This window comes from Mycobacterium shunyiense (genome assembly GCF_058270035.1).
On the sequence record NZ_JBZDPT010000040.1, the window covers coordinates 46,302 to 72,368 of the forward strand.

Annotated in this window: 27 protein-coding genes; 23 read left to right on the plus strand and 4 right to left on the minus strand. The window is 64.9% G+C overall.

Annotation, left to right across the window (positions count from 1 at the left end):
- The first annotated feature begins 43 nt into the window (after positions 1-43).
- Positions 44-673, plus strand: a complete 630-nt coding sequence (locus AC4ELS_RS21485) for a TetR/AcrR family transcriptional regulator (protein ID WP_499049222.1) — start codon at positions 44-46, stop codon at positions 671-673.
- Here the strand turns inward: AC4ELS_RS21485 and AC4ELS_RS21490 are convergent.
- Positions 658-1,911, minus strand: a complete 1,254-nt coding sequence (locus AC4ELS_RS21490) for a cytochrome P450 (RefSeq protein ID WP_499049225.1) — start codon at positions 1,909-1,911, stop codon at positions 658-660. The genes AC4ELS_RS21485 and AC4ELS_RS21490 overlap by 16 nt on opposite strands.
- A 106-nt stretch (positions 1,912-2,017) precedes the next feature.
- Here AC4ELS_RS21490 and AC4ELS_RS21495 point away from each other — a divergent pair, with 106 nt between their 5' ends.
- Entirely contained in the window at positions 2,018-3,643 is a 1,626-nt protein-coding gene (locus AC4ELS_RS21495; protein ID WP_499049228.1) for a carboxylesterase/lipase family protein, read from the plus strand.
- 5 nt (positions 3,644-3,648) lie between these two features.
- Positions 3,649-4,002 carry a nuclear transport factor 2 family protein gene (locus AC4ELS_RS21500; protein ID WP_064933059.1) on the plus strand — a complete coding sequence of 118 codons (354 nt, stop codon included), beginning with the start codon at positions 3,649-3,651 and terminating at the stop codon, positions 4,000-4,002.
- Positions 4,003-4,088: 86 nt separating this feature from the next.
- Here AC4ELS_RS21500 and AC4ELS_RS21505 read toward each other — a convergent pair whose 3' ends face one another.
- The gene (locus AC4ELS_RS21505; RefSeq protein ID WP_448446037.1) at positions 4,089-4,577 is read right to left on the minus strand and encodes a hotdog fold domain-containing protein; all 489 of its coding nucleotides are present in this window, start codon (positions 4,575-4,577) and stop codon (positions 4,089-4,091) included.
- 498 nt (positions 4,578-5,075) lie between these two features.
- Here AC4ELS_RS21505 and rpsJ point away from each other — a divergent pair, with 498 nt between their 5' ends.
- From rpsJ to rpsQ, 11 genes are read left to right on the plus strand one after another with little or no spacing between them, the layout of a single operon-like run.
- Positions 5,076-5,381 (plus strand): 30S ribosomal protein S10, encoded by a 306-nt coding sequence (rpsJ, locus tag AC4ELS_RS21510; RefSeq protein ID WP_003883485.1) that lies wholly within the window; start codon positions 5,076-5,078, stop codon positions 5,379-5,381.
- Positions 5,382-5,395: 14 nt separating this feature from the next.
- Positions 5,396-6,046 carry a 50S ribosomal protein L3 gene (rplC, locus tag AC4ELS_RS21515; protein WP_064885131.1) on the plus strand — a complete coding sequence of 217 codons (651 nt, stop codon included), beginning with the start codon at positions 5,396-5,398 and terminating at the stop codon, positions 6,044-6,046.
- Positions 6,046-6,696 carry a 50S ribosomal protein L4 gene (gene rplD / locus AC4ELS_RS21520; protein WP_448446034.1) on the plus strand — a complete coding sequence of 217 codons (651 nt, stop codon included), beginning with the start codon at positions 6,046-6,048 and terminating at the stop codon, positions 6,694-6,696. The genes rplC and rplD overlap by 1 nt, the downstream gene beginning before the upstream one ends.
- Entirely contained in the window at positions 6,696-6,998 is a 303-nt protein-coding gene (rplW, locus tag AC4ELS_RS21525) for a 50S ribosomal protein L23 (RefSeq protein WP_064885135.1), read from the plus strand. Before rplD ends, rplW begins: the two co-directional genes overlap by 1 nt.
- Positions 6,999-7,026: 28 nt before the next feature.
- Complete coding sequence (gene rplB / locus AC4ELS_RS21530) at positions 7,027-7,863, plus strand: 50S ribosomal protein L2 (RefSeq protein ID WP_044516133.1); 837 nt, start codon at positions 7,027-7,029, stop codon at positions 7,861-7,863.
- Positions 7,864-7,884: 21 nt separating this feature from the next.
- On the plus strand, positions 7,885-8,166 hold the full coding sequence (rpsS, locus tag AC4ELS_RS21535; protein WP_003883480.1) for a 30S ribosomal protein S19: 282 nt from the start codon (positions 7,885-7,887) through the stop codon (positions 8,164-8,166).
- Positions 8,163-8,636: a 50S ribosomal protein L22 gene (gene rplV / locus AC4ELS_RS21540; RefSeq protein ID WP_064885137.1), complete on the plus strand. Its 474-nt coding sequence runs from the start codon at positions 8,163-8,165 to the stop codon at positions 8,634-8,636. The genes rpsS and rplV overlap by 4 nt, the downstream gene beginning before the upstream one ends.
- Positions 8,636-9,469 (plus strand): 30S ribosomal protein S3, encoded by an 834-nt coding sequence (rpsC, locus tag AC4ELS_RS21545; protein ID WP_055109980.1) that lies wholly within the window; start codon positions 8,636-8,638, stop codon positions 9,467-9,469. Before rplV ends, rpsC begins: the two co-directional genes overlap by 1 nt.
- Before the next feature lie 3 nt (positions 9,470-9,472).
- The gene (gene rplP / locus AC4ELS_RS21550; protein ID WP_019348878.1) at positions 9,473-9,889 is read left to right on the plus strand and encodes a 50S ribosomal protein L16; all 417 of its coding nucleotides are present in this window, start codon (positions 9,473-9,475) and stop codon (positions 9,887-9,889) included.
- Entirely contained in the window at positions 9,889-10,122 is a 234-nt protein-coding gene (gene rpmC, locus AC4ELS_RS21555) for a 50S ribosomal protein L29 (protein WP_055109978.1), read from the plus strand. Before rplP ends, rpmC begins: the two co-directional genes overlap by 1 nt.
- The gene (rpsQ, locus tag AC4ELS_RS21560; protein WP_055109976.1) at positions 10,122-10,418 is read left to right on the plus strand and encodes a 30S ribosomal protein S17; all 297 of its coding nucleotides are present in this window, start codon (positions 10,122-10,124) and stop codon (positions 10,416-10,418) included. The genes rpmC and rpsQ overlap by 1 nt, the downstream gene beginning before the upstream one ends.
- A gap of 80 nt (positions 10,419-10,498) precedes the next feature.
- Here rpsQ and AC4ELS_RS21565 read toward each other — a convergent pair whose 3' ends face one another.
- Positions 10,499-11,143, minus strand: a complete 645-nt coding sequence (locus tag AC4ELS_RS21565; RefSeq protein ID WP_064885139.1) for a fasciclin domain-containing protein — start codon at positions 11,141-11,143, stop codon at positions 10,499-10,501.
- 132 nt (positions 11,144-11,275) lie between these two features.
- On the opposite strand from AC4ELS_RS21565, the gene AC4ELS_RS21570 reads away from it, so the two are divergent.
- From AC4ELS_RS21570 to AC4ELS_RS21600, 7 genes are all read left to right on the plus strand, one after another.
- Positions 11,276-12,991 (plus strand): cytochrome c biogenesis protein DipZ, encoded by a 1,716-nt coding sequence (locus tag AC4ELS_RS21570; RefSeq protein WP_064959314.1) that lies wholly within the window; start codon positions 11,276-11,278, stop codon positions 12,989-12,991.
- A 42-nt stretch (positions 12,992-13,033) separates the two neighbouring features.
- Positions 13,034-13,597, plus strand: a complete 564-nt coding sequence (locus AC4ELS_RS21575) for an ECF RNA polymerase sigma factor SigK (protein WP_499049233.1) — start codon at positions 13,034-13,036, stop codon at positions 13,595-13,597.
- Positions 13,594-14,280 carry an anti-sigma factor gene (locus AC4ELS_RS21580; protein WP_448446026.1) on the plus strand — a complete coding sequence of 229 codons (687 nt, stop codon included), beginning with the start codon at positions 13,594-13,596 and terminating at the stop codon, positions 14,278-14,280. Before AC4ELS_RS21575 ends, AC4ELS_RS21580 begins: the two co-directional genes overlap by 4 nt.
- 310 nt (positions 14,281-14,590) lie before the next feature.
- Entirely contained in the window at positions 14,591-16,519 is a 1,929-nt protein-coding gene (locus AC4ELS_RS21585) for a cellulose biosynthesis cyclic di-GMP-binding regulatory protein BcsB (protein WP_499049236.1), read from the plus strand.
- Positions 16,516-18,039 (plus strand): hypothetical protein, encoded by a 1,524-nt coding sequence (locus AC4ELS_RS21590; RefSeq protein ID WP_499049239.1) that lies wholly within the window; start codon positions 16,516-16,518, stop codon positions 18,037-18,039. The genes AC4ELS_RS21585 and AC4ELS_RS21590 overlap by 4 nt, the downstream gene beginning before the upstream one ends.
- Entirely contained in the window at positions 18,036-19,526 is a 1,491-nt protein-coding gene (locus AC4ELS_RS21595; RefSeq protein WP_499049242.1) for a glycosyltransferase, read from the plus strand. Before AC4ELS_RS21590 ends, AC4ELS_RS21595 begins: the two co-directional genes overlap by 4 nt.
- Positions 19,526-21,214 (plus strand): ArnT family glycosyltransferase, encoded by a 1,689-nt coding sequence (locus AC4ELS_RS21600; RefSeq protein ID WP_499049472.1) that lies wholly within the window; start codon positions 19,526-19,528, stop codon positions 21,212-21,214. Before AC4ELS_RS21595 ends, AC4ELS_RS21600 begins: the two co-directional genes overlap by 1 nt.
- 7 nt (positions 21,215-21,221) lie before the next feature.
- Here the strand turns inward: AC4ELS_RS21600 and AC4ELS_RS21605 are convergent, their stop codons facing one another.
- Positions 21,222-22,412, minus strand: a complete 1,191-nt coding sequence (locus tag AC4ELS_RS21605; RefSeq protein ID WP_499049245.1) for a lipase family protein — start codon at positions 22,410-22,412, stop codon at positions 21,222-21,224.
- Positions 22,413-22,503: 91 nt separating this feature from the next.
- Between AC4ELS_RS21605 and AC4ELS_RS21610 the strand changes: the two genes are divergently transcribed.
- Both AC4ELS_RS21610 and AC4ELS_RS21615 read left to right on the plus strand, forming a co-directional pair.
- On the plus strand, positions 22,504-23,790 hold the full coding sequence (locus tag AC4ELS_RS21610) for a glycosyl hydrolase family 28-related protein (protein WP_499049248.1): 1,287 nt from the start codon (positions 22,504-22,506) through the stop codon (positions 23,788-23,790).
- A gap of 225 nt (positions 23,791-24,015) precedes the next feature.
- Positions 24,016-26,058: an alkyl/aryl-sulfatase gene (locus tag AC4ELS_RS21615; RefSeq protein WP_418049219.1), complete on the plus strand. Its 2,043-nt coding sequence runs from the start codon at positions 24,016-24,018 to the stop codon at positions 26,056-26,058.
- Positions 26,059-26,067: the final 9 nt, after the last annotated feature.

The following is a 26,067-nucleotide window of genomic DNA, read 5'->3' on the forward strand; positions in this document are numbered from 1 at the left end:
TCGTAGCGAGACGGTAAGTCTGTTTTTATGGAGGTGTTGGCGCATGACCGCCGAAAGCAGTGACCCGCGTCCGGCCCGATCCCGGGCCCGGTTGCTCGAGGCGGCGACGACGCTGTTGCGGTCGGGCGGTCCCAGTGCGGTGACGGTGGACGCGGTCACCAGGGCCGCGAACGTGGCCAGGGCAACGCTGTACCGGCACTTCCCGAGCGGAAATGACTTGCTGGCAGCGGCATTTCGCGCACTCATCCCGGCCGCGCCGATGCCGCCGGCGGACGGAACGCTCCGCGATCGGCTGATCGCCCTGGTTCAGGCGCAGGCCGACTTGATCGCCGAGGCTCCGATCAGCATCACTGCTATGTCGTGGCTGGCGCTCGGTGGTGACATGGAGCAGTTGCCGTGGCGGACCGATGACAGCGCCGAGGTGCGGACGTTGCGCGAGCGGGTGGCCGAGCAGTACGCGTTGCCGTTCGAGGCGATCTTCGACAGTCCCGAGGCGGTCGACGAACTCGGCGAGGTGGATCGGACGCAGGCCGCCGCGCTACTGCTGGGGCCGATCGTGTTGGGTAAGCTCAGCACGCTGACCGAGTTCGATTACACCCGTTGCGTGCAGTCCGCGGTGGATGGCTTCCTGGCCACCCACCGGCGGACCGGGCAGACTCAGCGCAGCGAGTAACGAATCGGCAGGTGCTTGAGCCCACCGACGAATGTGGTCGCGGAAAGCTCTGGCGTCCCGGCCAATTCGATGGAATCCAGCCGACTGAGCAGTTCGGTGAACAAGCTGTTCATCTCCATCCTGGCCAGTGCTGCACCCAGGCAGAAGTGCACGCCGTATCCGAATGCCAGGTGCTTGTTCGGATCCCGGCCGACGTCGAAGCGATGTGGGTTGGCGAAGATCTCTTCGTCGCGGTTGCCGGAAACGTAGGCCAGGTAGACGGATTCGCCCTTGGCGATCGGTACGCCGCGCACGGTGGTATCCGCGGTGGCGGTGCGCATGAACTCCTTGACCGGGGTGGACCACCGGATCATCTCTTCGACCGCGGTGCCCATCAGATCGGGTTGCGCCTTCAGTCTGGCCAGTTGGTCGGGGTTCTCGATGAGTGCATGGAGTCCGCCGGAGATCGCGTCCTTCGTGGTGTCGTGTCCCGCACTGGCGACGATCACGTAATACGACGCGGTGTCGACGTCGGACAGCGGTTCCCCGTCGATGGTGCCGTTGGCGATCGCCGACGCCAGGTCCGCGGTCGGGTTGGCGCGGCGGGACGCGGTGAGCGTCGAGAAGTAGGCGAAGAAGTCCATCAGTACGGCGAGCTGGTCCTCCAGTGAGCCCCCCTCGCGCTTGTACTCGTCGTCGTCGCCGCCGAACATCTCCTGGGTCAGCATGTGCATGCGGGCGAAGTCCTCTTCGGGGAGCCCGAGCAGGGACATGATCACGTAGAGCGGGAAGTCGACGGCGATCGCGGTGACGAAATCGCACTCGGGCCCGATATCGCGCATCTTGTCGACATGCCGTTTGGCGAGCTCGTCCACCCGGACCTTGAGATCACGCATTGCCTTGGGGCGGAACCAATCTGCCCCGATCGCCCGAACCTTGCGGTGGTGCGGGTCGTCCATGTGGATCAAGGTGCGCAGGCCCATGCCGGCCTCGAGCTGTTGCTTGGCGAGATCGTCGGCGGCCGCGGTGGCCAGCAGGGGCCGGGGCTCGCTGATGAACAGCTCGTTGTCCCGCTCGATGGCCATGATGTCGGCGTGCTTGGTGATGGCCCAGAACGGCCGGTAGGGCCGATTGTCGACCCAGGCCACCGGGTTGTTGGCGCGCAGGTGGGTCAGCGCGGTGTGCAGGCGTGCATCGTCGGCGTAAGCCGTCGGATCGGCGAGCACCTTCGCGGCGTCATCCATTGTCGGCGCGCTCATACAGACTCCTCACTGGCAGAACTTGACGGGTGTCAATTGCCACCATATGTGATCGGCGCCACGTAAGGGAGTCGATTATGCCGATCGGCCCCGTACGCTCGCAGCCATGCGGTCCGGGCGTCGCGTCGTCGCGTTGCTGGCAGTGTTGGCCATGCTGGTGGGAGGCTGTGCACGAGGTGGCGGCCGGGCGGCGACGCCCGGCCGTTCAGCTGACCCTCCGGCCGGCCTGGTGCAAGGGCCGGACCCGGCAGTGGTCCGGACCGCGGCCGGAACCTTGCGCGGCACAGTGGTATCCGACCATCGGTTGTTCGCCGGGGTGCCGTACGCCGCCGCGCCGGTGGGCCCCATGCGATTTGCGGCACCGGTCCCCGCGCCGGGTTGGCCGGGTGAGCGCGACGCCACCCGCCCGGGCCCGCGGTGCATCCAGGACCCCGATTCCGATCCCGAACGCGGAGCCAACACGGCCGAGGACTGCCTGAACCTGAACGTCTGGACGCCGCCGGTCTCGGAGGAGAAGCGTCCCGTCATGGTCTGGATCCACGGCGGCGCGTTCGCCGGCGGTAGCAGTGGCATCTACGACGCGGGACGACTGGCCGCGCGCGGCGACATCGTCGTGGTGACGATCAACTACCGCCTAGGCACACTGGGCTTCCTGGCCCACCCTGCCCTGGGCGTCGGTGGGGACGTCGGCAACTACGGTCTGGCCGACCAGCAGGCGGCGCTCCGCTGGGTGCGCGACAACATCGCCAACTTCGGCGGCGATCCGGAAAAGGTCACCGTCGCCGGTGAATCCGCGGGCGGCATGTCGGTGTGTGACCACCTGGTGTCGCCGGGCTCGGCGGGATTGTTCCGAGCCGCGATCCTGATGAGCGCGCCGTGCCAGGCTCAGGCCGACCTCGCCTCCGCGACTCGCCGCTCGCTCGATTACGCGGCCGCTGCCGGATGCCCCGATCCCGCGGTGGCGGCCACTTGCTTGCGTGCCCTGCCGGTGGACAGTCTGCGGAAGCCGGTGTGGTACTTCAATATCGGCAGTGACGAGCTGACCGGTCCGGTCACCGGGTCGACTGTGATTCCGCAGGCCCCGCTGGCGGCGTTCGCATCGGATCGGGCCGAACCGGTGCCGGTGCTCATCGGCACCACCCGCGATGAGTTCACGCTCTTCGTGGCGTTGCGCTACCTGCGTCTGGGGCAGCGCTATGTCGCGGGGGATTACCCGCGGCTGCTGTCCGAGACGTTCGGTGCCGATGCCGTGGCCGTCGGCGCACACTACCCCGTCGACCGGTACGGCGGTGTGGCGCAGGCATATTCGGCGGCGGTCACCGACGGCGAATTCGCCTGTGTGTCGGAGCGGATGGCCGGTGAGCTCTCGCGCACCGGACCGGTCTACGCCTACGAGTTCAACGATCGCTCTGCCCCGGCGCCGGAGGTCATGCGAACGCTGCCCTTCCCGGTCGGAGCCAGTCACTCGCTGGAGCTTCGCTACCTGTTCGACGTCGGCGGGGCGCCGCCGTTGGACCCGGCGCAGCAGCGACTTTCGGACCAGATGATCGACTACTGGAGCGCTTTCGTGCGCACCGGCGAGCCGGCGGTCGAGGGGCAGCCCGACTGGCCCGGGTTCGATCCGGCGGGAGAGGGCGCCAGAATTTCGTTGCAGGCCGACGGCAGTCGCGTCGACAATGGCTACCCACAGGAGCATCAATGCCCGTTCTGGGCCGGGTTGAGGGAGAAGTGAACTCGATGGCGACACCGGATCCGCAGGCGTTCGCCGAGGAATGGGTGCGTGCGTGGAACGCGCACGACGTGGACGCGGTACTCGCCCACTTCCACGACGATGTGTTGTTCAGTTCGCCGGTAGCGGCCCGCCTCTTTCCCGAGACCGGGGGTGTGGTGCGGGGCAAGGACTCGTTGCGCCACTACTGGACGACGGCGCTGGCCGGCATGCCGGATCTGCAGTTCGAGGTGCTGGCGACCTACCGCGGCGAATCGGCCTTGGTGATCCACTACCGCAATCAGAACGGCGGGTTGGTCAACGAGGTGCTGCTGTTCGACGGTGCACTGGTGCGCGAGGGACACGGCACCTATCTGGACTAGCGCCGAGATCAACGCAGCGGCTGTCGCCGGGACGTGAACACAGCCATGGCGTTGATCTCGCGGGCCGCGAGCGTCTGGATCAGCGCCTAGGCCGGCGTCACCCAGGTGGTGATGTCGGCGTGCACCACCTCGACGCCGTGGCGGTCGGTGATGCTGACCGGCACCACGATGTCGGTGCCTTCGGTGATGGTGCCGAAATCCGGGGGCGTCAGCTCGGCGCGGGCCCGCAGCGAGGTGGTGGCCTTGGCGAGGTACTGCACGTTCATGGCCTTGGGGATCCAGCGGTGCGTTGTCGGCACAGTGGCCTCCATCAGCATGCCCATCGCCATCTCGGCGGCATTGCACGACGCGATGGCGTGCACGGTGTGCAGATGGTTGTAGACGTAGAACCACTTCGGCACCGTCACCTCAGCCAGCCCCGGTTCCATCCGGACGACGTGGGGGAGGATCGACGCGAAGTAGGGCACCCGGGCCATGGCTGCGGCGGAGAAGGCCCAGCTGCCGCCGGGAAGCGGTGACAACTTCGTCCATGCTCTATAGGTAGCGCTGGGTGTCCTCACGGGAGACTGCGTCATGCGCCATACCTTACTCAAAAGTAAGTTCGGTCGAGCGGTCCGCGGCGCGATCTTCCGCCGCGGCGCCACCTACGCGGACAGAGCCGGCCGGCCGGTGCCTGAGGTCGGAAAACACTGGGAAATCCGCGAGTTGGAGGCTCGATGCGTCCGGCCGCATCGACGGGCCCCGACCTGCTCGATCGCGGATTTGGAGCACGCCCGGATCTAAGGCATACTGTTCGGGTTGCCTTGAGCCGGGTATTCCTGGCCGGGCATCCGACCCGCGCCCCCACGGGCGCATCCGGTCCCAACATTAGATCGCGACTGATTTTCAGGGCGAGAAAATGTGCGCGAAGGCGACACGCCCGACCGCGGGGGCCGGTGGACCACAGACAGGTAAACAGCGGCGGCAATACTCGGCGCACCCGCGCCGGGGACCAGGCCCGACGGGTTTCGGTGGGTTTTCCCATCGTGGCTTCGATACGGCCGGCCGATGTACGAAGTAGAGGTAGGAGAAGCGTGGCGGGACAGAAGATCCGCATCAGGCTCAAGGCCTACGACCATGAGGCCATTGATGCCTCGGCGCGCAAGATCGTCGAGACGGTCACCCGTACCGGTGCCAGTGTGGTGGGCCCCGTGCCGCTGCCGACCGAGAAGAACGTGTACTGCGTGATTCGGTCGCCGCACAAGTACAAGGACTCGCGGGAGCATTTCGAAATGCGTACCCACAAGCGACTGATCGACATCCTCGACCCGACGCCGAAGACGGTTGACGCGCTCATGCGCATCGATCTGCCGGCCAGTGTCGACGTCAACATCCAGTAGGAGACCCGAGAAAAATGGCTAGAAAAGGCATTTTGGGCACCAAGCTGGGCATGACGCAGGTGTTCGATGAGAACAACAAAGTCGTCCCGGTGACGGTCGTCAAGGCCGGCCCCAACGTGGTGACCCTTATCCGTACCCCCGAGCGCGACGGCTACAGCGCCGTGCAGCTTGCTTATGGCGAGATCAGCCCGCGCAAGGTCAACAAGCCCGTCAGCGGTCAGTTCGCCGCCGCGGGTGTCAACCCGCGCCGCCACCTGGCTGAGCTCCGGGTCGACGAGGCTGCTGCCGCCGAGTACGAGGTGGGCCAGGAGCTGACCGCCGAGATCTTCGCCGACGGTGCTTACGTCGACGTGACCGGCACCAGCAAGGGCAAGGGCTTCGCCGGCACCATGAAGCGTCACGGCTTCGCCGGCCAGGGCGCCTCGCACGGCGCCCAGGCAGTGCACCGCCGCCCCGGCTCCATCGGTGGCTGCGCCACCCCGGGCCGCGTGTTCAAGGGCACCCGGATGTCGGGCCGCATGGGCCACGACCGGGTGACCACGCAGAACCTCAAGGTTCACAAGGTCGATGCCGAGAACGGCGTGCTGTTGATCAAGGGCGCCATCCCCGGACGCAACGGTGGTCTGGTGGTTGTCCGCAGCGCAATCAAGCGAGGCGAGAAGTAATGACTCTCAAAATTGATGTGAAGACGCCGGCAGGCAAGAAGGACGGCTCCGTAGAGCTGCCCGCCGCGCTGTTCGACGTCGAGCCGAACATCGCTCTGATGCACCAGGTCGTCAACGCACAGTTGGCCGCCAAGCGCCAGGGCACGCATGCCACCAAGACGCGGGCCATGGTGTCCGGTGGTGGCAAGAAGCCGTACCGCCAGAAGGGCACCGGCCGCGCCCGCCAGGGTTCGACCCGCGCACCGCAGTTCACCGGTGGTGGCGTCGTCCACGGCCCGCAGCCGCGCGACTACAGCCAGCGGACCCCGAAGAAGATGATCGCCGCCGCTCTGCGCGGTGCGCTCTCGGACCGGGCCCGCAACGAGCGCATCCACGCGATCACCGAGCTCGTCGAGGGTCAGACCCCGTCGACCAAGAGCGCAAAGGCGTTCCTGGGCAGCCTGACCGAGAACAAGAAGGTGCTCGTCGTCATCGGTCGCACCGATGAGGTCGGCGCCCGCAGCGTTCGCAATCTGCCTGGTGTGCACGTGATCTCGCCGGATCAGCTGAACACCTACGACGTGCTCAACGCCGACGACCTGGTGTTCTCGGTCGAGGCGCTGAACGCCTACATCGAGGCCAACACGAAGAAAGAGGAGGTGTCGGCCTGATGGCTACCGTGACCGACCCCCGCGACATCATCTTGGCCCCGGTCATCTCGGAGAAGTCGTACGGGCTGATCGAGGACAACGTGTACACGTTCGTCGTGCACCCGGACTCCAACAAGACGCAGATCAAGATCGCCATCGAGAAGATCTTCGACGTCAAGGTGAGCTCGGTGAACACCGCCAACCGGCAGGGCAAGCGCAAGCGCACCCGCTCGGGCTTCGGTAAGCGCAAGGACACCAAGCGCGCCATCGTGACCCTGGCCGCCGGCAGCAAGCCGATCGAGCTTTTCGGAGCCCCGGCGTAACGCCGGGAACTAAGAGGATTTAACTGATATGGGAATTCGCAAGTACAAGCCGACGACCCCGGGTCGTCGCGGTTCGAGCGTCTCCGATTTCGCCGAGATCACTCGCTCGACTCCGGAGAAGTCGCTCATCCGTCCGCTGCACGGCACCGGTGGGCGTAACGCGCACGGCCGCATCACCACCCGGCACAAGGGTGGCGGCCACAAGCGTGCTTACCGCCTCATCGACTTCCGTCGCCATGACAAGGACGGCGTCAACGCCAAGGTCGCTCACATCGAGTACGACCCCAACCGCACCGCGAACATCGCGCTGCTGCACTACCTGGACGGCGAGAAGCGCTACATCATCGCGCCGCAGGGTCTGAAGCAGGGCGACGTCATCGAGCAGGGGCCGAACGCCGACATCAAGCCCGGCAACAACCTGCCGCTGCGCAACATCCCCGCCGGCACCGTGATCCACGCTGTGGAGCTGCGGCCCGGTGGCGGTGCCAAGCTCGCCCGCTCGGCCGGCGTGAGCATCCAGCTGTTGGGTAAGGAAGGCACCTACGCCTCGCTGCGTATGCCGTCCGGTGAGATCCGTCGTGTCGACGTGCGCTGCCGCGCCACCGTCGGCGAGGTGGGCAACGCCGAGCAGGCCAACATCAACTGGGGCAAGGCCGGCCGTATGCGGTGGAAGGGCAAGCGCCCGACCGTCCGTGGTGTCGTCATGAACCCGGTTGACCACCCGCATGGTGGTGGTGAAGGCAAGACCTCCGGTGGCCGCCACCCGGTCAGCCCGTGGGGCAAGCCCGAGGGCCGCACCCGCAAGCCCAACAAGCCGAGCGACAAGCTCATCGTCCGTCGCCGGCGCACCGGCAAGAAGCGCTAGGCCGCGGAAGGAGTAGCAGCGATGCCTCGTAGTCTCAAAAAGGGTCCGTTCGTCGACGACCATCTGCTCAAGAAGGTCGACGTTCAGAACGAGAAAAACACCAAGCAGGTCATCAAGACCTGGTCGCGTCGGTCGACCATCCTCCCCGACTTCATCGGGCACACCTTTGCGGTGCATGACGGCCGCAAGCATGTCCCGGTGTTCGTCACCGAGGCGATGGTCGGGCACAAGCTCGGCGAATTCGCCCCGACGCGCACCTTCAAGGGTCACATCAAGGACGACCGGAAGAGCAAGCGGCGATGAGTACCACAGTCAGCAATGTCATCGAATACCCGTCGGCAACCGCCAGGGCGCGCTTCGTGCGCGTCTCGGCGAGCAAGGCCCGCCGTGTCATCGATCTGGTCCGCGGCAAGAGCGTCGAGGAAGCCCTCGACATCTTGCGGTGGGCGCCGCAGGGTGCCAGCGAGCCGGTCGCCAAGGTGATCGCCAGCGCGGCGGCCAACGCGCAGAACAACGACGGCCTGGACCCGACGACGCTGGTGGTTGCGACCATCACCGCCGACGAGGGTCCGACCGCCAAGCGCATCCGTCCGCGTGCCCAGGGGCGCGCGTTCCGGATCCGCAAGCGGACCAGCCACATCACGGTGATCGTTGAGAGCCGTCCGCCCAAGCAAAAGGGTGCGGCCGCCGCATCCGCGCGCAGCCGTCGTGCGCAGGGCAGCAAGGCTGCTGCTGCGAAGGGCACGGCCGAGACGAAGGGAGGCTCGGAGTAGTGGGCCAGAAGATCAATCCCCACGGTTTCCGGCTCGGTATCACCACCGAGTGGAAGTCCCGCTGGTACGCCGACAAGCAGTACAAGGACTACGTGAAGGAAGACGTCGCCATCCGGCGTCTGCTGGCCACTGGTCTTGAGCGTGCAGGCATCGCCGACGTGGAGATCGAGCGCACCCGCGACCGGGTTCGCGTCGATATCCACACCGCGCGTCCCGGCATCGTCATCGGTCGCCGCGGCACCGAGGCCGACCGCATCCGTGCCGACCTGGAGAAGCTGACCGGCAAGCAGGTTCAGCTCAACATCCTCGAGGTGAAGAACCCTGAGTCGACGGCACAGCTCGTCGCCCAGGGTGTTGCCGAGCAGCTGAGCAACCGTGTGGCGTTCCGCCGCGCGATGCGCAAGGCGATCCAGTCGGCGATGCGTCAGCCCAACGTCAAGGGCATCCGGGTGCAGTGCTCGGGCCGCCTCGGCGGTGCTGAGATGAGCCGCTCGGAGTTCTACCGCGAGGGTCGGGTTCCGCTGCACACGCTGCGCGCGGACATCGACTACGGCCTGTACGAGGCCAAGACCACCTTCGGCCGGATCGGCGTGAAGGTGTGGATCTACAAGGGCGACATCGTCGGTGGTAAGCGTGAGCTGACCGCCGCCGCACCGGCCAGCGACCGGCCGCGTCGTGAGCGTCCGTCGGGCACCCGGCCGCGTCGTAGCGGTTCCTCGGGCACCACGGCGACGAGCACCGAAGCCGGCCGCGCCGCCACCGGAGATGCGCCCGCCGCTACTGAGGTTGTCGCTGCTGAGGCAGCGCCGGCCGCTGAGAGCACGGAGAGCTAAACCATGCTGATTCCCCGTAAGGTCAAGCACCGCAAGCAGCACCACCCGCGCCAGCGTGGCATCGCCAGCGGTGGCACGTCGGTGAGCTTCGGTGATTACGGCATCCAGGCCCTCGGCCACGCCTACATCACCAACCGGCAGATCGAGTCCGCTCGTATCGCCATCAACCGGCACATCAAGCGTGGCGGCAAGGTGTGGATCAACATCTTCCCGGACCGTCCGCTGACCAAGAAGCCCGCCGAGACCCGCATGGGTTCCGGTAAGGGTTCGCCGGAGTGGTGGGTCGCCAACGTCAAGCCGGGCCGCATTTTGTTCGAGATCAGCTACCCGGACGAGAAGATCGCCAAGGAAGCACTGACTCGCGCAATCCACAAGCTGCCGATCAAGGCACGCATCGTGAGTCGAGAGGAGCAGTTCTGATGGCAGTGGGAACTACGCCTGGTGAGCTGCGTGAACTGTCCGACACCGAGTTGACGGCGAAGCTGCGCGAGTCCAAGGAAGAGCTGTTCAACCTGCGCTTCCAGATGGCGACCGGTCAGCTGGCCAACAACCGTCGGCTGCGCGTCGTGCGCCAGGAGATTGCACGGGTTTACACCGTGCTGCGTGAACGTGAGTTGGGTCTGGCTTCCGGACCCGTTGGTGAGGATTCGTAATGGCAGAGACCAAGGGCCCCAAGCACACCCCGGCCACCGAGAAGCCGCGCGGCCGTCGTAAGACCGCCATCGGCTACGTGGTGAGCGACAAGATGCAGAAGACCATCGTGGTCGAGCTGGAAGATCGTAAGAGCCACCCGCTCTACGGCAAGATCATCCGGACCACCAAGAAGGTCAAGGCGCACGACGAGAATGGCGACGCCGGTATCGGCGACCGCGTCTCGTTGATGGAGACTCGGCCGACGTCGGCCACCAAGCGGTGGCGGCTGGTCGAGGTTCTCGAGAAGGCGAAGTAGCGAAAGCTCATCTCGCCGCGCGAGCAGACGCCAAAAGTGCCCCAAGCCTTCGGGTTTGGGGCACTTTCGTGTGTGGGGGGTCAGCCGGCGGGCGGCATCAGCACCGTGTCGATGAGGTAGACGGTGGCGTTGGCGGTGTGGACTCCGCCGCACACCACGGATGCGTCATTGACTTTCAGTGCGTCACCCGAGCCGGTCACCGTCACGGGTGCGCCCTGCACGCTTGGCCGGCTGCCGACGACCTTGGCCGGGCTGGCCTGCCCCGGTACGACGTGATAGGTCAGGATGTTGGTCAGCATCGCGGAGTCCGTCTTCAACACCTCGATGGTGGCCGGGTCGATCTTGGCGAATGCGTCATCAGTGGGCGCGAACACGGTGAACTCACCTCCGTTGAGGGTGTCCACCAGGTTCACGTTCGGATTCAGCTTTCCCGACAGCGCTGCGGTGAGCGTCGTCAGCAGCGGGTTGTTCGACGCGGCGACGGTGACCGGATCCTGTGCCATCCCCATCACCGACCCGGGGCCCGACGGCACCTTTTCCGCGTAGGACGCGCAGCCCGGACCCACCAGGTCTGATGCCGGGTCGGCGGCCATGGCGGGCGCACTGGTGGCCTCCGGTGTCGCGGGTGCGGACCGCGCGGTGTCGCTTGAGCAGGCGGGCAGCGCGAACATGACGGCGGCTGACATCCCCGCCACCGCGGCCAACTTGTATTGAGAAATCAACATTTTCCGACTCCTGTGGCTGATTGACGGTGACCCCCGTCACTTTCTCGGTCACTGGGTATTCGGAGCGGGCCCGCATCCGGATGGGTGTCGATTTCGACCAATCCGGCACAGCGTCGGTGCCGAATACCCGGCATGTACACCTTGGTGCTCATCGGATTCCTCGGCGGACTCATCACCGGCATCTCGCCGTGCATCCTGCCGGTATTGCCCGTGATCTTCTTCTCCGGAGCGCAGAGCGCTCGCGTCACCGAGTCGGGCGGCACGACAGTCGTTGCGACGAAGCCGACACTGGCCGAGACGCTGCGCCCCTATCGGGTGATCGCCGGCCTGGTGCTGAGTTTCAGCGTGGTGACCCTGGCGGGCTCGGCGCTACTGCAGCTGTTGCACCTACCTCAGGACGCACTCCGCTGGGCGGGCCTTGTCGCACTGACACTGATCGGGCTGGGCCTGATCTTCCCGCGCTTCGAGCAGCTGCTGGAGAAACCGTTCAGCTGGATCCCGCAGAAGCAGTTCGGCTCGGGCAGTAGCGGTTTCGGACTGGGTCTCGCGCTCGGCGTGCTCTATGTGCCGTGCGCGGGACCCGTGCTCGCAGCGATCGTCGTTGCCGGCGCCACCGGCTCGATCGGTGCCGATACCGTTGCATTGACCCTCTCGTTCGCCGTCGGTGCCGCGCTTCCCCTACTCGCCTTCGCGCTCGCCGGGCGTCGGGTTGCGGAGCGGGTCAATGCCTTCCGTCGTCAGCAGCGCAAGATCCGGCTGATCGGAGGAGTGGTGATGCTGGTTTTCGCGGTGGCGTTGGCCGCCAACGTGCCTGCGAAGCTGCAGCGGGCGATCCCGGATTACACCAGCGGGTTACAGGACCGGGTCGCCACCGCAGGTGAGGTCCAAGACCGGCTGAGCCCGACCGCAGGAGGGGAACTGTCGAATTGCCCAGAAGGCGCGGAAGAACTCCAGAACTGCGGTGCTGCACCGGAGATCACCGGCATCACCAGTTGGCTCAACACCCCTGACGGCGCACCTGTCGACCTCAAGTCCTTGCGCGGCAAGGTGGTACTCATCGACTTCTGGGCGTACTCGTGCATCAACTGCCAGCGAGCGATTCCCCACGTCGTCGACTGGTACGACAGATACAAGGACTCCGGTCTGACGGTGGTCGGCGTCCACACCCCGGAATACGCCTTCGAGCGGGTACCCGGCAATGTGGCCAAGGGTGCGGCCGACTTGGGTATCACCTACCCGGTCGCCCTGGACAACTCGTACTCCACCTGGACGAACTACCACAATCGCTACTGGCCGGCCGAGTACCTCATCGATGCGAATGGCGTTGTGCGGCACGTGAAGTTCGGTGAGGGTGGCTACGACACGACCGAGCGGCTGATTCGCGAGTTGCTCATGGACGCGAAGAACGCCGCGTTGCCCGCGCCGGTGAACTCGCCCGACACGACGCCGACGTCGGCACTCACCCCTGAGACGTACCTCGGAGTCGGCAAGGAGATCAACTACGCCGGTGGTGGCACGTACGACGAGGGCGACGCGGTGTTCGGCTACCCGACGAGTCTGCCTGCCGACTCGTTCGCGCTGGATGGGCCGTGGCACCTGGACTACCAGGGCGCGACCGCCCAAAGCTCAGATTCGGCCATCAAGCTCAATTACCAGGCCAAGCAGGTCTATCTCGTCGTGGGTGGGACCGGCGCCGTGACCGTGCTTCGCGGCGGCGAGACCACGACGGTGCCGGTGAGCGGCCCGCCCACCCTGCACCAGATCGTCGACGATCGTGAAGCGCATCGTGGCGAGATCGAGTTGCGGTTGAGTCAAGGGCTGCAGGCTTTCTCGTTCACCTACGGGTGACCGGCGATGGCCACCGTCTACTCGGCGCTAGGCTACCGGTCGATGGCACGTACGCCGGAGGTGAGTAGCGTCCTCGACGCGCAGCTGCGTCGGGTGGCCCGCGGCGACGCGGAGGCGTTCGCCGGGCTGTACGACGCCACGAGCGCCCGGGTATACGGATTGGTGATCCGCATCCTGCGGGATCCCGGATACAGCGAGGAGACCACGCAGGATGTCTACACCCAGGTGTGGCGCTCTGCCGCCGACTATGACCCGGAGCAAGGGTCTGCGCTGGCGTGGCTCATGACCTTGGCGCATCGCCGCGCGGTGGACCGGGTGCGGGCCGAGGTGGCCTCCAGCCGGCGCGAGGCGCGTTACGTCGCGGCGAGCGCCGAGCCCGACACCGACGTGGTCGCCGACTCGGCCATCCGGTCTGACGAGCAGCGGCAGGTGGCCGACTGCCTGGGATCACTGACGGACCTGCAGCGCCAGGCCATCGAGCTGGCGTACTACGACGGCCTGACCTACCCACAGGTGTCCGAACGGCTGTCGGTCAGCCTGGGCACCGTCAAAACCCGGATGCGGGACGGGCTTCGTAGGCTTCGTGATTGTCTGGGGGTGGCATGACCAGCGACTCCGAGCTGCCAGACCTGGCCACGGCCTACGCACTGGATGCGGTTACCGACGCCGAGCGTGCCGACATCGAGCGCCGGTTGGCCGAGTCTCCCGCTGAGATCGCAGAGGCGTTCCGCTCGGAGGTTCGTGCGGTGCACGAGACGATGGCAGAGGCCTCGACTGCGACCGCTGTGACGCCGCCGGCGTCGCTGCGACAGCAGGCACTTGCGGTCTCACGCGGTGCTCGACCCGACCGTTTCGGTTGGCGCAAAGGATTATTGGCGACTGCCGCTGCGGTGGTGGTCGCCGCGGGCGGCTTCGGAGCGGGGTTGGCGCTGCGCCCGGTGAATGCGCCGACCCCCGCCGAGCAGGTGCTTGCAGCCGGCGATGTCCGCACGGTGACCGGACAACTCCGTGTCGGTGGTACTGCGACGTTCATGTACTCGCGCGATGAGCGAACGGGTGTGTTGGTGATGAACAACGTCGCGCCGCCGCCGCCCGGCATGGTCTATCAGATGTGGCTCATGACCGATCAGGGGCCGCAGTCGGCGGGGACGATGGGAAGCATGGCTCCCTCGACGACTGCCATGGTGCGCGATATCGGGAACTCGAGTGCGTTGGCATTCACCATGGAGCCCGGTGGCGGGTCGCCGAAGCCGACCGGGGAGATGGTGGCCAGGCTTTCGCTTGCGTGAGGTCGACGTGAGGTGATCGATGCGGCAGAGCCATACGTTTCGGTGCCGTTTGCCGGAGGGGCTGATTGGCCTATCAGAAATTGCCGCGTCCGCAAAAAGGTCGCAGCGGTTTCGCGTTGCCGCCGCAGACGAATCCGCCCGTGGACGAATTCGCGATGATGGTTGGTTGCCGAGAGGTGAACTCAGCGAATTCCCGGGCTGTTTTTTGCCTTGCGATCCGACCGACATCTGGGCCACGTCGCGAACAGGTTGGGATATCGATTGCGGTAAAGGTGGGTGTATCCGCAATGGCCGATCTAGACTGACGCGGGTGACTTCCCGCATATGGTCCCTGCTTGCGGCAACGGTGCTCATCGCAGGAACCGCGGTTGGTCCCGGGGTCGCTGCGGCCGCGCCGGAAGACGACCCGTCGCTGGTGAGTTCCCCGACATTGAATCTGCGAACGCTCGGTGTGAATGCGGATATCGCGTTATACGGAATTCAGGGTTCACAGACGCTGACAATTCCGGTGCCGCGCGGTCTGATTCCCGCCGAGCTGGTTGCCACGGTGCAACTTCCGGTCAATACCCGCGGCGGCACTCTCGAGGTCAGTCAGGACCAGCGGGTTTTGTCGCGTGTGCCGCTGCCGCCGGATCAATCACCGATCACGATTCCTCTGGGCGGCGCCCGGGTGGTGGAGAACGCTGTGACGGTGCAGCTGACCGCCTACCTCTCCGTGCCGGACGGGTATTGCGTGTACGACCCGACCAATCCGTTGCGGTTGATCAACAGTGATGTTCGGTTCACCGGTACCGAACAGCCCCCGACGGTGATCGCCGATTTCCTTCCGCCGGTGCTGGGCAAGCTCACGCTGTTCGTCCCGCCGAATCCGTCGCAATCCGAATCGGACGCCGCAATCCGGATCGCGACGTCAGTGGTGGCCCGGTACGGTCTGCAACGTCCTGCCGTCGACATCGTCACTACAGACGGTGGCCCGATCGCACCGCCGCAGCCGCTGGAGCGGCAGGTGATCGTGCGTGAGGGGGAGGCGCCAGGATTGAGCCTGCTGGGCCCCAATGCTGTTCCGGCCCTGCTTATTTCGGGTCCTGCCGGAGAGGTCACCAACCAGGCCCGGTTGCTGTCCAGTGACATCTCGAAACTCGCCGTGCAGTCGAAGGCTGTTGTGGGGCCGCTTTCCAACACTCCGCAACTGCCGAGTGACCACACGACGATCCGTCAGCTCGGCCAGCCCGGTGTCAACGCCACCGCACTGGTCAATCCCCGCGTCACGATTCCGCTGGATCAGACCCGGCTGGGCCGTGCCGTCCACGATGTCCGAATTCACCTGCAGGGTTCGTACACGCCGCTGCCTGCCAGCATCGCCGGACAGGTGGTGGTCAGCATCGGGGGGCAGACCGTCGACCGGTGGCCTACCGAGGCCAACGGCCGGATCGACCGGTGGGTCGACGTCCCGGATTGGCATCTGCAGCGCTACACCAATGTGGATGTCGCGATCGACGCGGCAGGCAATACCGGTCGGTGCGGCGAGTTCCAGCCGATCACCTTGACCATCGACGGAGAAAGTCCGGCGGAGAGCAAACGGGCCAAACCGCCTGTGCCAACGGGCTTCCAGTCGCTGCCGCAGGCTTTGATGCCACGGGTCGAGGTCGGGTTGGACCCCGGTTTCGACAACCTCCGTCGTGCGGTACAGATCCTGACGGGGTTGCAGCGCCTGAGCTCACGTCCCTTTGACGCCGAGGTCCGCTCGCTGGCCGACGCCGTCGCTTCGCCCAACGCGGCGTTGCTGATCAGTGCCGACGGCTGGAACGACGAGCGAATCACCTTGCCCGTCGCGGTGAATTCCGAGGGCGTGATCACCGTCGAAAACGTTGACGGGTCGGGTAACTCCTCCACTCTGACGCTGGACCCGACGGTGGGCTTCGGGTCACTTCAGACCGTCTACACCGGTGGACGCTCGGTGCTGATCGCCACCTCCAGCAAGGCACCGCAGGAACTGGACCGGCTGTTGAGCTGGCTGGACGGTGACGTGGCGCGATGGTCGGGCTTGTCCGGCAATGCCGCGCTCGCGATGCCGGGGCGGGCGCCGTTCACACTGACCACCCCGTCCGCCCAGCCTGAAAGTGCCGCGTCCGCCGACCACAAGTCGCTGCGGCTGCGCGTCGGCGTCGGTGTCGTGGTGCTCGCGGCACTGGGAGCCGGATTGGTCGCATGGCGTGGGCGGTCCCGGGGACAGTCGTGACGACAACGCTGGAGGGTACCCGGCGCGATTGGGACCGGCTGGCGCAGTGGTGGTTCGGTCTACCTCCGACGGTCCGGCTGGTGGCGCGTTGGGCGCTCATCGGGGTGCTCACGTTGGTGGCTTTCCGCGCGAGTCTGCGCAACCTCGTTGAGACCACCCTGCAGGGCGGACTCATCGGTTACGTCTGGATGGTCCCGATCGCCGCCGCGTTGGCCGCGGTAGGGGTGAACTTTCGGCGACGCACCGAGCTGCCGATCCATGACCGGCAGACCGACATTATCGTCGGAGTGATCGGCCTGGGTCTGGCGCTCATGGTCCAGGGGGTTCTGCTCAAGCGGTACTCAGAGTTCTTCCACTTGATGCGGCTGGATCTGCTGGCGCTCTGGTTGTTCATGGTCAGCAGTGCCCTGGTGCTGTTCGGAGTGCGGCCGGTGGCCCGGTTCGGATGGGTGTGGGTGCTGTTGTCGCTGATATGCCCCCTGCCGTATCAGGTGGTCGTCATTGCACTGGGGGGCGGAAACTTCGCCGCCGGTGTCGGCACGCTGTTGATCGCCGCCGCGGCCACCGCAATCGCGGTGGGCCGCAACCGCAAGCGTGCGGTGGTCGGCGCGCTCGTCGCATTCGCATTCGGTTTCGTGATCCTCTTCGTGATCGACAAACTGTGGCCGCATGCGCCGGTGATCGTCTATCAGATGATTCCGTCGCTCACGTCGATCGTCACGGTGGGCATCGCGGCCTGGTTTTATACCCGCCGGGGCCGGCCGAAAAAGCTGCTCGACCGCAAGATCGAACCTCTCGCCGCCAAACAGATCTGGACCGCGATTCCGCTGGTGACCGCGGTCGCGGTCGCGCTCGCGTTCATGCCGTTGCCGAACCAACTGAGCGCCACGCTGGTCAGCCGAGGCGCCCCCTACGATCTGACGCCAGGCATGCGGCTGGCGCCGCCCCCGGGCTGGTCGGTCACCGGGGATCAGCAATACAGCGGGGTGAAGCGGTATTACGGCGACCAAGCCGTTCTCATCCGCCAGCGGATGACCGCAGACGTCGGGGATCCGCGGTTCGACAAGCTGTCGGCGCGGCGAAACCTCATGGTGGACAGCATCGTCAGTGAGTTGCCGTTCTCGTTCGACGCATACCCGGGACAGGTTCTCTATGACACCACCGGGACCCGGCTGAGCAAGCCCCGTCCGGTCGACCTCGGCCACGGCGTGACCGGAAAGTTGTTCTCTGCGATCGATGACCGGCTGCTGGTGAGCTGGGATGTGCTGCGCTTCGCCTGGGGCGACCAGGACGAGGATCAGGTTGTCGACATCTTCGCGGTGGACAATCACCTGCCCGACGCGCCGTTCCCCAATCCGCAGCGGGGTTTGGTTTCCACGCTGCGAAACCTGTTCACCGTGCTGTTCCGCGGCAATGCCGTGTTGGTGCAGCGCAAGCCGGCGTACAAAGACGCCGAGTTGCTCACCGAATTCGGCCGCGCCCTGGTGGCGGCACAGTTCGTGAAGGGTGCCGGTCAATGACCTTCGACGAGACATTCGACCCGGAGACCGTCACCGCGGATCAGCGCGATTACGCGCTCAACCGGGCGATCAACGGGTTGCGTGAGGACGATCCCGTTCATTCGGCGTCGAAGCCGCTGATCGGTTGGCAGAAGCCGGTGCTGTGGGGCCTGCTGGCGATCGTGATCGCTTTCGGCATCTGGCGTCCCCTGCAGACCACGGTGACGCTCATCGGGTTGTGCACGCTGGCATATCTTTTGACTCTCGGCGACCGGGTGTTGATCTTCAAGCGCGGGTTGGCGTCGCGTCCCATCGTGATCCCCGACGAGGTGGCGCGCGGGATTCCCGATGACGAACTGCCGCCGTACACGATCCTGGTGCCGGCCTACAACGAGCCGGAAGTGGTCGCCGACCTCATCGCGGCCATGGATGCGCTGGAGTACCCGAGGGACCGGCTCCAGGTTCTGTTGCTGCTCGAAGCAGATGACCAGGTGACGATCGATGCCGCGAAGGCGTGTGGCGAATCCGACGTCATCACCATCCTTTTGGTGCCGCCCGCCGAACCACGCACCAAACCCAAGGCGTGCAACTACGGTCTGCATTTCGCCACGGGCGACATCGTCACGATCTTCGACGCGGAAGATCTGCCCGAGCCTCTGCAGTTGCGACGGGTGGTGGCAGCCTTCCGGGATCTCCCCGACGACGTCGCGTGTGTGCAGGCCAAGCTGGTGTATCACAACGGCCACCAGAATCTGCTCACCGCCTGGTTCACCGCCGAGTACGCGCTCTGGTTCGGTTACCTGCTGCCCGGCATGATGGTGAGCACCTCGCCGATTCCGTTGGGCGGCACCTCCAATCACCTCCGCCGTGACATCTTGCGGAGAATCGGGGCCTGGGACCCGTTCAACGTCACCGAAGATGCCGACCTCGGCCTGCGCATCGCCTCGAACGGCTATCACACCGCGGTGATCGACTCCTACACGCTGGAGGAGGCGAACAGTGACGTGATCAACTGGATCCGCCAGCGCTCCCGGTGGTACAAGGGCTACCTGCAGACCTGGCTGGTGCACACCCGTGAGCCGGTGAAGCTGTACCGCACGTTGGGGTTACGGAGTTTCATCCGGTTCAACCTGGTGCTGGCGGGAACTCCCATCATCGCGGTACTGAACCTGCTTTTCTGGTTCATCACGGTGTTGTGGTTCCTGGGGCAGCCGGCCGTCGTCGGCTCCGTGTTCCCGCCGCTGATCTACTTCCCGGCGCTGATCGCGATGATCATCGGCAACTTCACGGTGATGTACATGAACATGATCGCCCTGCGCGAGGATGACAGATCTGATCTGCTGCTCGCCGCGCTCAGCGTGCCGCTGTTCTGGCTGATGATGAGCATTGCGGCCGCAAAGGGTGCGTACCAGATGATCAGGCAGCCGTCGTTCTGGGAGAAGACCTTTCACGGGTTGGCCGAGCGTCCGGAGGACAAGGCTGCCCATGAGCAGATGGCTTCGGCGTGATGTCAGCAGCGGCCGGACGGTCGGATTTCAGGCTGAAGCTGACGATCTTCGTCTTTCTGCTCTTCGTCTACCTCGCGGTCGGGCACTGGTTGCAGGTCCAGCACGGATTCATCATGGGCGACACGTTGTCCCGGGTGGTGGCCACCCAGTCGGTGCTGTTCAGCCGGGATCCGCACCTGGCTGCGCTCGGTTTCATCTTCACCCCGGTGGCCGCCATGGTGCAGATCCCGGCGGTCGCGCTGGGCACGATCTGGCCGGATATCGCGGGCCGGGCGTTCGCAGGCACGATCATGTCGGCAACCTTCATGGCCGGCGCGGGAGTGCAGATGCTGAGTATGGGCACCGATCGTGGTCTGCCACGGGCATATTCGGTGACGCTCACGCTGTTGTTCGCGCTCAACCCGATGATCATCTTCTACGGGTCCAACGGGATGAGCGAGGCGCCATTCATCTTCTTCATGACCTGGGCCGTGCGTCGGCTCATCTTGTGGATGGTCGACGACGATGTGCACCACCTCGTCGCCGCGGGCGGTATCGCGATGGGATTGGCCTACCTCACCCGCTACGACGCCGCGGCCTGTGTGGCGGCGGCCGGATTCCTGGTGGGCATCACGACGTACCTGCGGGCCAAGCCGCCGCCGCGGTTGCGGCGCGCCTTTCTGGACTTGTTGATCGTCGCCGGCCCCGGCTTTCTGGCGTTCTTGGGCTGGGCGGCGGCGGGTTGGCTGATCACCGGTGAGGCGTTCGCACAGTTCACCTCGCAGTACGGCAATACGGCCATTCTCGAGCAATCCGGACAGACGGCGCCGAATTTCGCCGACGGCGTGGAGTTCGCGCTGGTCTGCATGATGTTGCTGGCGCCCACCATGCTGCCGCTGGCGTTGTGGGCGGTGATGCAGCGATGGGGACGGCCGAACTGGCAGATGCTGATCGTGCCCCTCGCGTTGTTCGGTGCGGTGCTCGCATTTCAGACCTACAGCCACGCGTCGGGATCGACATTCCCGTTCTTGCGCTTCTTCATCATCGTGATACCGCTGTGCGTGACCATGGCGATGCTCGGGGTTCCGGACGGAGCCTTCAGGACGCCGACGCGCCGAGGCAGATACGCGCCACCGGTCCAGGCCGCTGAACCGGTCAAACCAAGGTCTGCCGCGCCGTACGTCGCCGTCGCGGCGACGGTCGCCATCGGCATCCCGGTGACGATGCTCGGCATGGCCCAACCGAAGTACGCGCCACAGGAATACGGGCTCGGTGCGGTGCTCAATCCGGATCCTTACAACGTGACCGAGCGTAAGGCCATCGAGCACCAGATCGCCCGGACGTTCAAGACCGAACGGGAGATCGCGCAGTATCTGGAGAACCTCGACCTGCCGGACAGTTCGGTCATCACCGATACGGTATATGGGTTCGGCATCCTGGCCGCGTCGAACCGGCCCCGGGTCTTCGTGATCCCGTCAGACCCGGACTTCACCGAATTGCTCAACGATCCGACTGCCAACGGGGTCAGGTATCTGCTCGCGGTTCCGGCGACCGGCCGCGGCACGTCCGATGCGCTCAACGTGCGCTACCCGACGTTGTACGACACCGGGGCCGAGGTGGCCACGTTGGAGCTGGAGGTGCCCAATGACGGTGACGGCCAGCCGGATTGGCGGCTCTATCGGGTGAACGAGCCGGTCGGCAGCAGATGATCGGCCGTCAGGGGTGGGCTGCGGTGAACGCCGGGCAATCATTGGCTGCCGGGACCGATTTCATCCGATCGTTGAGCCAGCCCAACGCCGCGAGGGGTTCGGGCTGTTCGCGGGTGGCATCGGGCCAGAAGGCGATCTGGATGCCGTCGCCCATCTTGCAGGCCGCGGCGAGCGCCCGCTCGGTCGAAGCAGCCGGGATCACCGAGTCCCTGCCCGCATAGATGACGTACATCGGTGCCTTCGTAGGTCCCTGAGGGAGGTTCGTCTTCTGGACGTAGCCCCGCAGCGTATCCAGTGCCGCGGGATTGGAAGGCCGCAGATCATCGGCACTCAGCTTGTCGGCCAGTGACTTTCGTTGCGCGTTGTCGGTGCAGCCGAGCAGGGCGTCCCAATTCTCCTGCGCGGCACCACGACGGTAGTCGTCGAGTTCGAAGTCGTAGTAGTACTGGTCCTTCAACGCGGCGAGGTAGGCGACGTAGGCCAATTTCTGATCGGTGTTGAGTGTGCCGGCCATGGCCGCGTCCGCGAGGACGTCGATGTTCGCCATGGGTGCCAGAGCCGCGGTAGCGACCAGCTTGAGGTCATAGCCGTAGTTGTCGATGAGTTCGTTTGCGGCCCAGGCGGCTTGTCCTCCTTCGCGGGCGCCCAGTGCCGCCCAGGACGTGGAGGTGTTCGGCACGATCGTCCGGGCGGCCCGTACGGCGTCGATCACGTTGTACCCGGCAGTGGTGGAGTCCAGGTACGGGTGGAAGTCGTACTCGTCGGGTTTGGTCGGTTTACCCAGACCCTGGTAGTCGGGGACGGTGACGACGTAACCGGCGTTGAGCAGCGCCACCACTGTCGGCGCCTCGCCGCGCAGGTCGGGGGACAGCGAGGGTGCGCAGTCCGCCGATGTGCCGGTGGTCGAGTGTCCCAGTGCCACCACCGGAAAACCTCCCGCCGGCGGGTTGCCCTTCGGGACGAACACCGTTCCTGTCACGTGCGATACCGCGTCGTTCACCCCGTTGCGAGAGGCGTAGGTCATGACCTTGGCCTGTGCGCTCGCGTCGCGCAACGCCGGCGCCAGGTTTTCCAAGGGTGCTTCGGAGACGACGTGGCCCGCGCTGTCCGGGTCTTCGGCCGAGCCCTGGTTCGGCGTTCCACCGCAGGCCGTGAGAACGGCGAGGGCGACTGACAGCAGAACAGCGACTCGAATCATCGAACGACCCCTACCTGGTGATCCGTGTTGGTTGGCGGGCAACCTCCATCTTTTCATCGTGGTGTGGGTGAGGTCTGGCAGATTGGGCACCATGTCTGTGATCGATGTGATGTCGCACGGCGCCACGGGGGACGGCACGACCGACGATCATGCGGCGGTCCTGAGTGCCATCAAGGCGGCGGACGAAGCGGGTGGTGGCACCGTGTTATTCCCGGCGGGCGACTATGCATTGTCGGATTCGATCGGCAACGGCGCTGATGGTTTCACCCAGATTTGCCTGCTGGGTGCGGGTGAGCGGGCCGCACGCTTGCGGGTGACCGCGAATGTCGCGCCGATCAGCGGACGTTGGGTCGAATGCCGGATCGAAAACCTCAAGATAGATGCGAACTTTCAGGGATCACCGGGACTCGACGTCGACCTGGACAAGAGCTATGTCAGGCATTGTTGGATCGTTGGCTGGACCGATCAAGGCATGCGGCTGAATTCTGCTGCGGAAGGATTGCTGAACTGGATCGACGACAATTTCATCGAGCAGAGCACGGGCTACGGCATCTACACCACTTATCGGTTCTTCGATTCGTGGATCGTGAACAACAACATCGGGTCGACAGGCCCCAACCTGTCGATCGAGGCAGGTCCGGTACGCATTCTGGCCAACCACCTCGACGGGGCCCCGCAGAACAACATCGAGCTGCGCGGCAACAAGCAACTGACGATCATCGGCAACATCTGCGAGGGCGCCCGGAAGGAGGCCATCGTCTTCACGATGCCGTCGTGGCTGGAGTCCGATGACGAACAGGTGGCGATTGTCGGTAACAACATCACCAACGGCGGTAAGGGTGCGCCGAACAAGTATCCCGCCATCGGCATCTATTCCGTCGACGCCGACCACCGCACCAAAGGCTTCAACGTCACCGGAAACTTCATCGCCAATACCGACGAGGGGGCCGGCTGGAGCTATGCCGTGGATGCCCGGTACGTCGATGACATCGCGATTTCGGGAAACCAGTGGGACAACAACGGATACAGCGTGGCGCCGGTACGGGCTGAAGGGCGCAATGTCGGGATTGCAGGCAATACATCGGGGAATCTGGTGACGCCCGCGGGGCGTGTCGTCGTCACGTTGTCGGCACCCGGCACGTTCGAGGATTCGCCCGGGGCCGACTACGTGTACCTGCTGTCCCCGGGAGCGTCGAAAGCCAAGCTGCCGTCTGCCCTACACAACTCCTCCCGCTACACGGTCAAGAATGTCTCGGGCGCCGACGCGATCCTGAGCGCCCCACGGCATCAGATGATCGACGGTGAATCCGATTTCACGCTCGCAGCCGGTGCGGCGGTCGATGTGATCTCCGACGGGACGAATTGGTGGACCATATGACGTATTTGCGCAAGCGATGTGTGACGATCAGAATCTGAAACGGCAATCCGACACTCGTTTGCTTGCTGGGCGATTCGATTCGCCGGCAACGTGCCGGTAGGTTCCGTGTTCGCGCTATGAGTTTGGTCGCTGGGGTGATTTGCGCTCGAATTGGGCGGTGGGGCGGCATAATTTACGGGCATGGATTCCAATTCGAAGTCATATCAAACCGATAAGCCTCACGAATTGCGAGCGAAGCTGCCGCGGCGCAGGATGCTGGGTGGATTGGCCGTAGCCGGTGTCGCGACCACACTGATCGCCGCGTGCGATGACAACTCGGGCAGCGGGTCTTCTGGTGGCGGCGGCAATGGCGGAGTAAAGACCGACAGCAGTGTCAAGGGCGCCACCGAGGCCACTAAGGCGGCCAACAAGAAGGTTGCCGACGCGCTGCCGTTCAACGACAAATCTGACTTCGAGGATGCCAAGCGCGGACTTCTCGAACGGCCTGAGACCCTGACGATCAAGGATGCCAACGGCAACGTGGTGTGGGACCTTGAGGAGTACAAGAAGTACATCACCGACGAAAAGCCGGCGCCGGACACCGTCAACCCCAGCCTGTGGCGCAATGCCCAGCTGTGCATGGAGTACGGCCTTTTCGAGGTAGTTCCGGACAAGATCTATCAGGTCCGCGGGTACGACCTGTCCAACATCACGTTCATCAAGGGCAACACCGGCTGGCTTGTGTACGACACGCTTATTTCGCCGGAAACCGCAAAGGCCGCACTCGATCTGGTCAACCAGAAGCTGGGCCCACGGCCAATTGTTGCCGTCCTGCACAGCCATTCGCATGTGGATCACTATGGCGGTGTCCGCGGCATCATCAATCAAGCTGATGTCGACGCCGGAAAGGTGAAAGTCATTGCTCCGGCGAACTTCGTCGAAGATGCCGTCAGTGAGAACGTGATCGCGGGCAACGCGATGGGTCGGCGGGCGGTCTACATGTACGGCGCCCTGCTGCCTCGCAACGCCGAAGGAGGCGTCAACGGCGGTCTCGGCATGACGGTGTCCACTGGTCTGCCGACGTTGGTGTTGCCGACCGACACCGTCTCGGCATCCGGGCAGAAGATGACGATCGACGGCGTGGACATGGAGTTCCAGTTCACACCCGGCACCGAGGCGCCCACGGAGATGAACACGTTCTTCCCCCAGTTCAAGGCCATGTGGATGGCCGAGAACACCACCAACACGATGCACAACCTGCTCACCCTGCGCGGCGCGCAGGTTCGCGATGCCCGGATCTGGGCGAAGTTCCTCGACGACACCATCAACATCTACGGGCCGAACGTCGACGTGAAGTTCCAGAGTCACCACTGGCCGATGTGGGGTCGGGACAAGATCATCGACTACTGGAAAAAGCAGCGTGACATGTACAAGTACATTCACGACCAGTCGGTACGTCTGATGAACAACGGCCTCATCGGTTCAGAGATCGCCGAAGAGATCCAGATGCCGCCGGAGCTGAGCAACTTCTGGCCGGACCGCGGGTATTACGGCACGCTGAAGCACAATTCGCGGGCCGTGTACCAGCGCTACATGGGCTGGTATGACGGTAATCCAGCCGACCTCGACGATCTGCCGCCGGAGCCGGCGGGCAAGAAGTACGTCGAATACATGGGTGGCGAGGACGCGATCCTGGAGAAGGCCAAGAAGGACTTCGACGAGGGTAACTACCGCTGGACGGCGATGGTGCTCAAGCATGTGGTGTTCGCCAACCCGAACAACACGGATGCCAAGAACCTGCTGGCCGACAGCTTCGAGCAGATGGGTTATCAGGCCGAGTCCGGACCATGGCGGTCGGTGTACCTGCAAGGTGCATACGAATTGCGCAACGGCGTGCCCGACGCGGGTGGAACGGACGTCGCCAGTCCGGACACCATCAATGCCATGCCGCCCGAGATGATGTTCGACTACCTCGCCGTGCGACTGAACGGACAGAAGGCCGCCGGCAAGAACATCACGATGAACGTGGACTTCACAGACCTCAAGAAGCAGTACGGTCTGTCGGTTCAGAACGGCGTGCTGAACTACACCACTGCGCCGATCCCGAATGCCAATGCGAACCTGAAGCTGACCAAGGACACGATGAATCAGATCCAGTTGGGCAAGCTCAAACTCAACGACGGGATCGACCAGAACAAGGTCACCCTCGACGGAAACCGGCAGTCTGTCGACGACTTCGTGGGCATGCTCGACACGTTCCCGTTCTGGTTCAACATCGTCACGCCGTAGCTGGGTCGA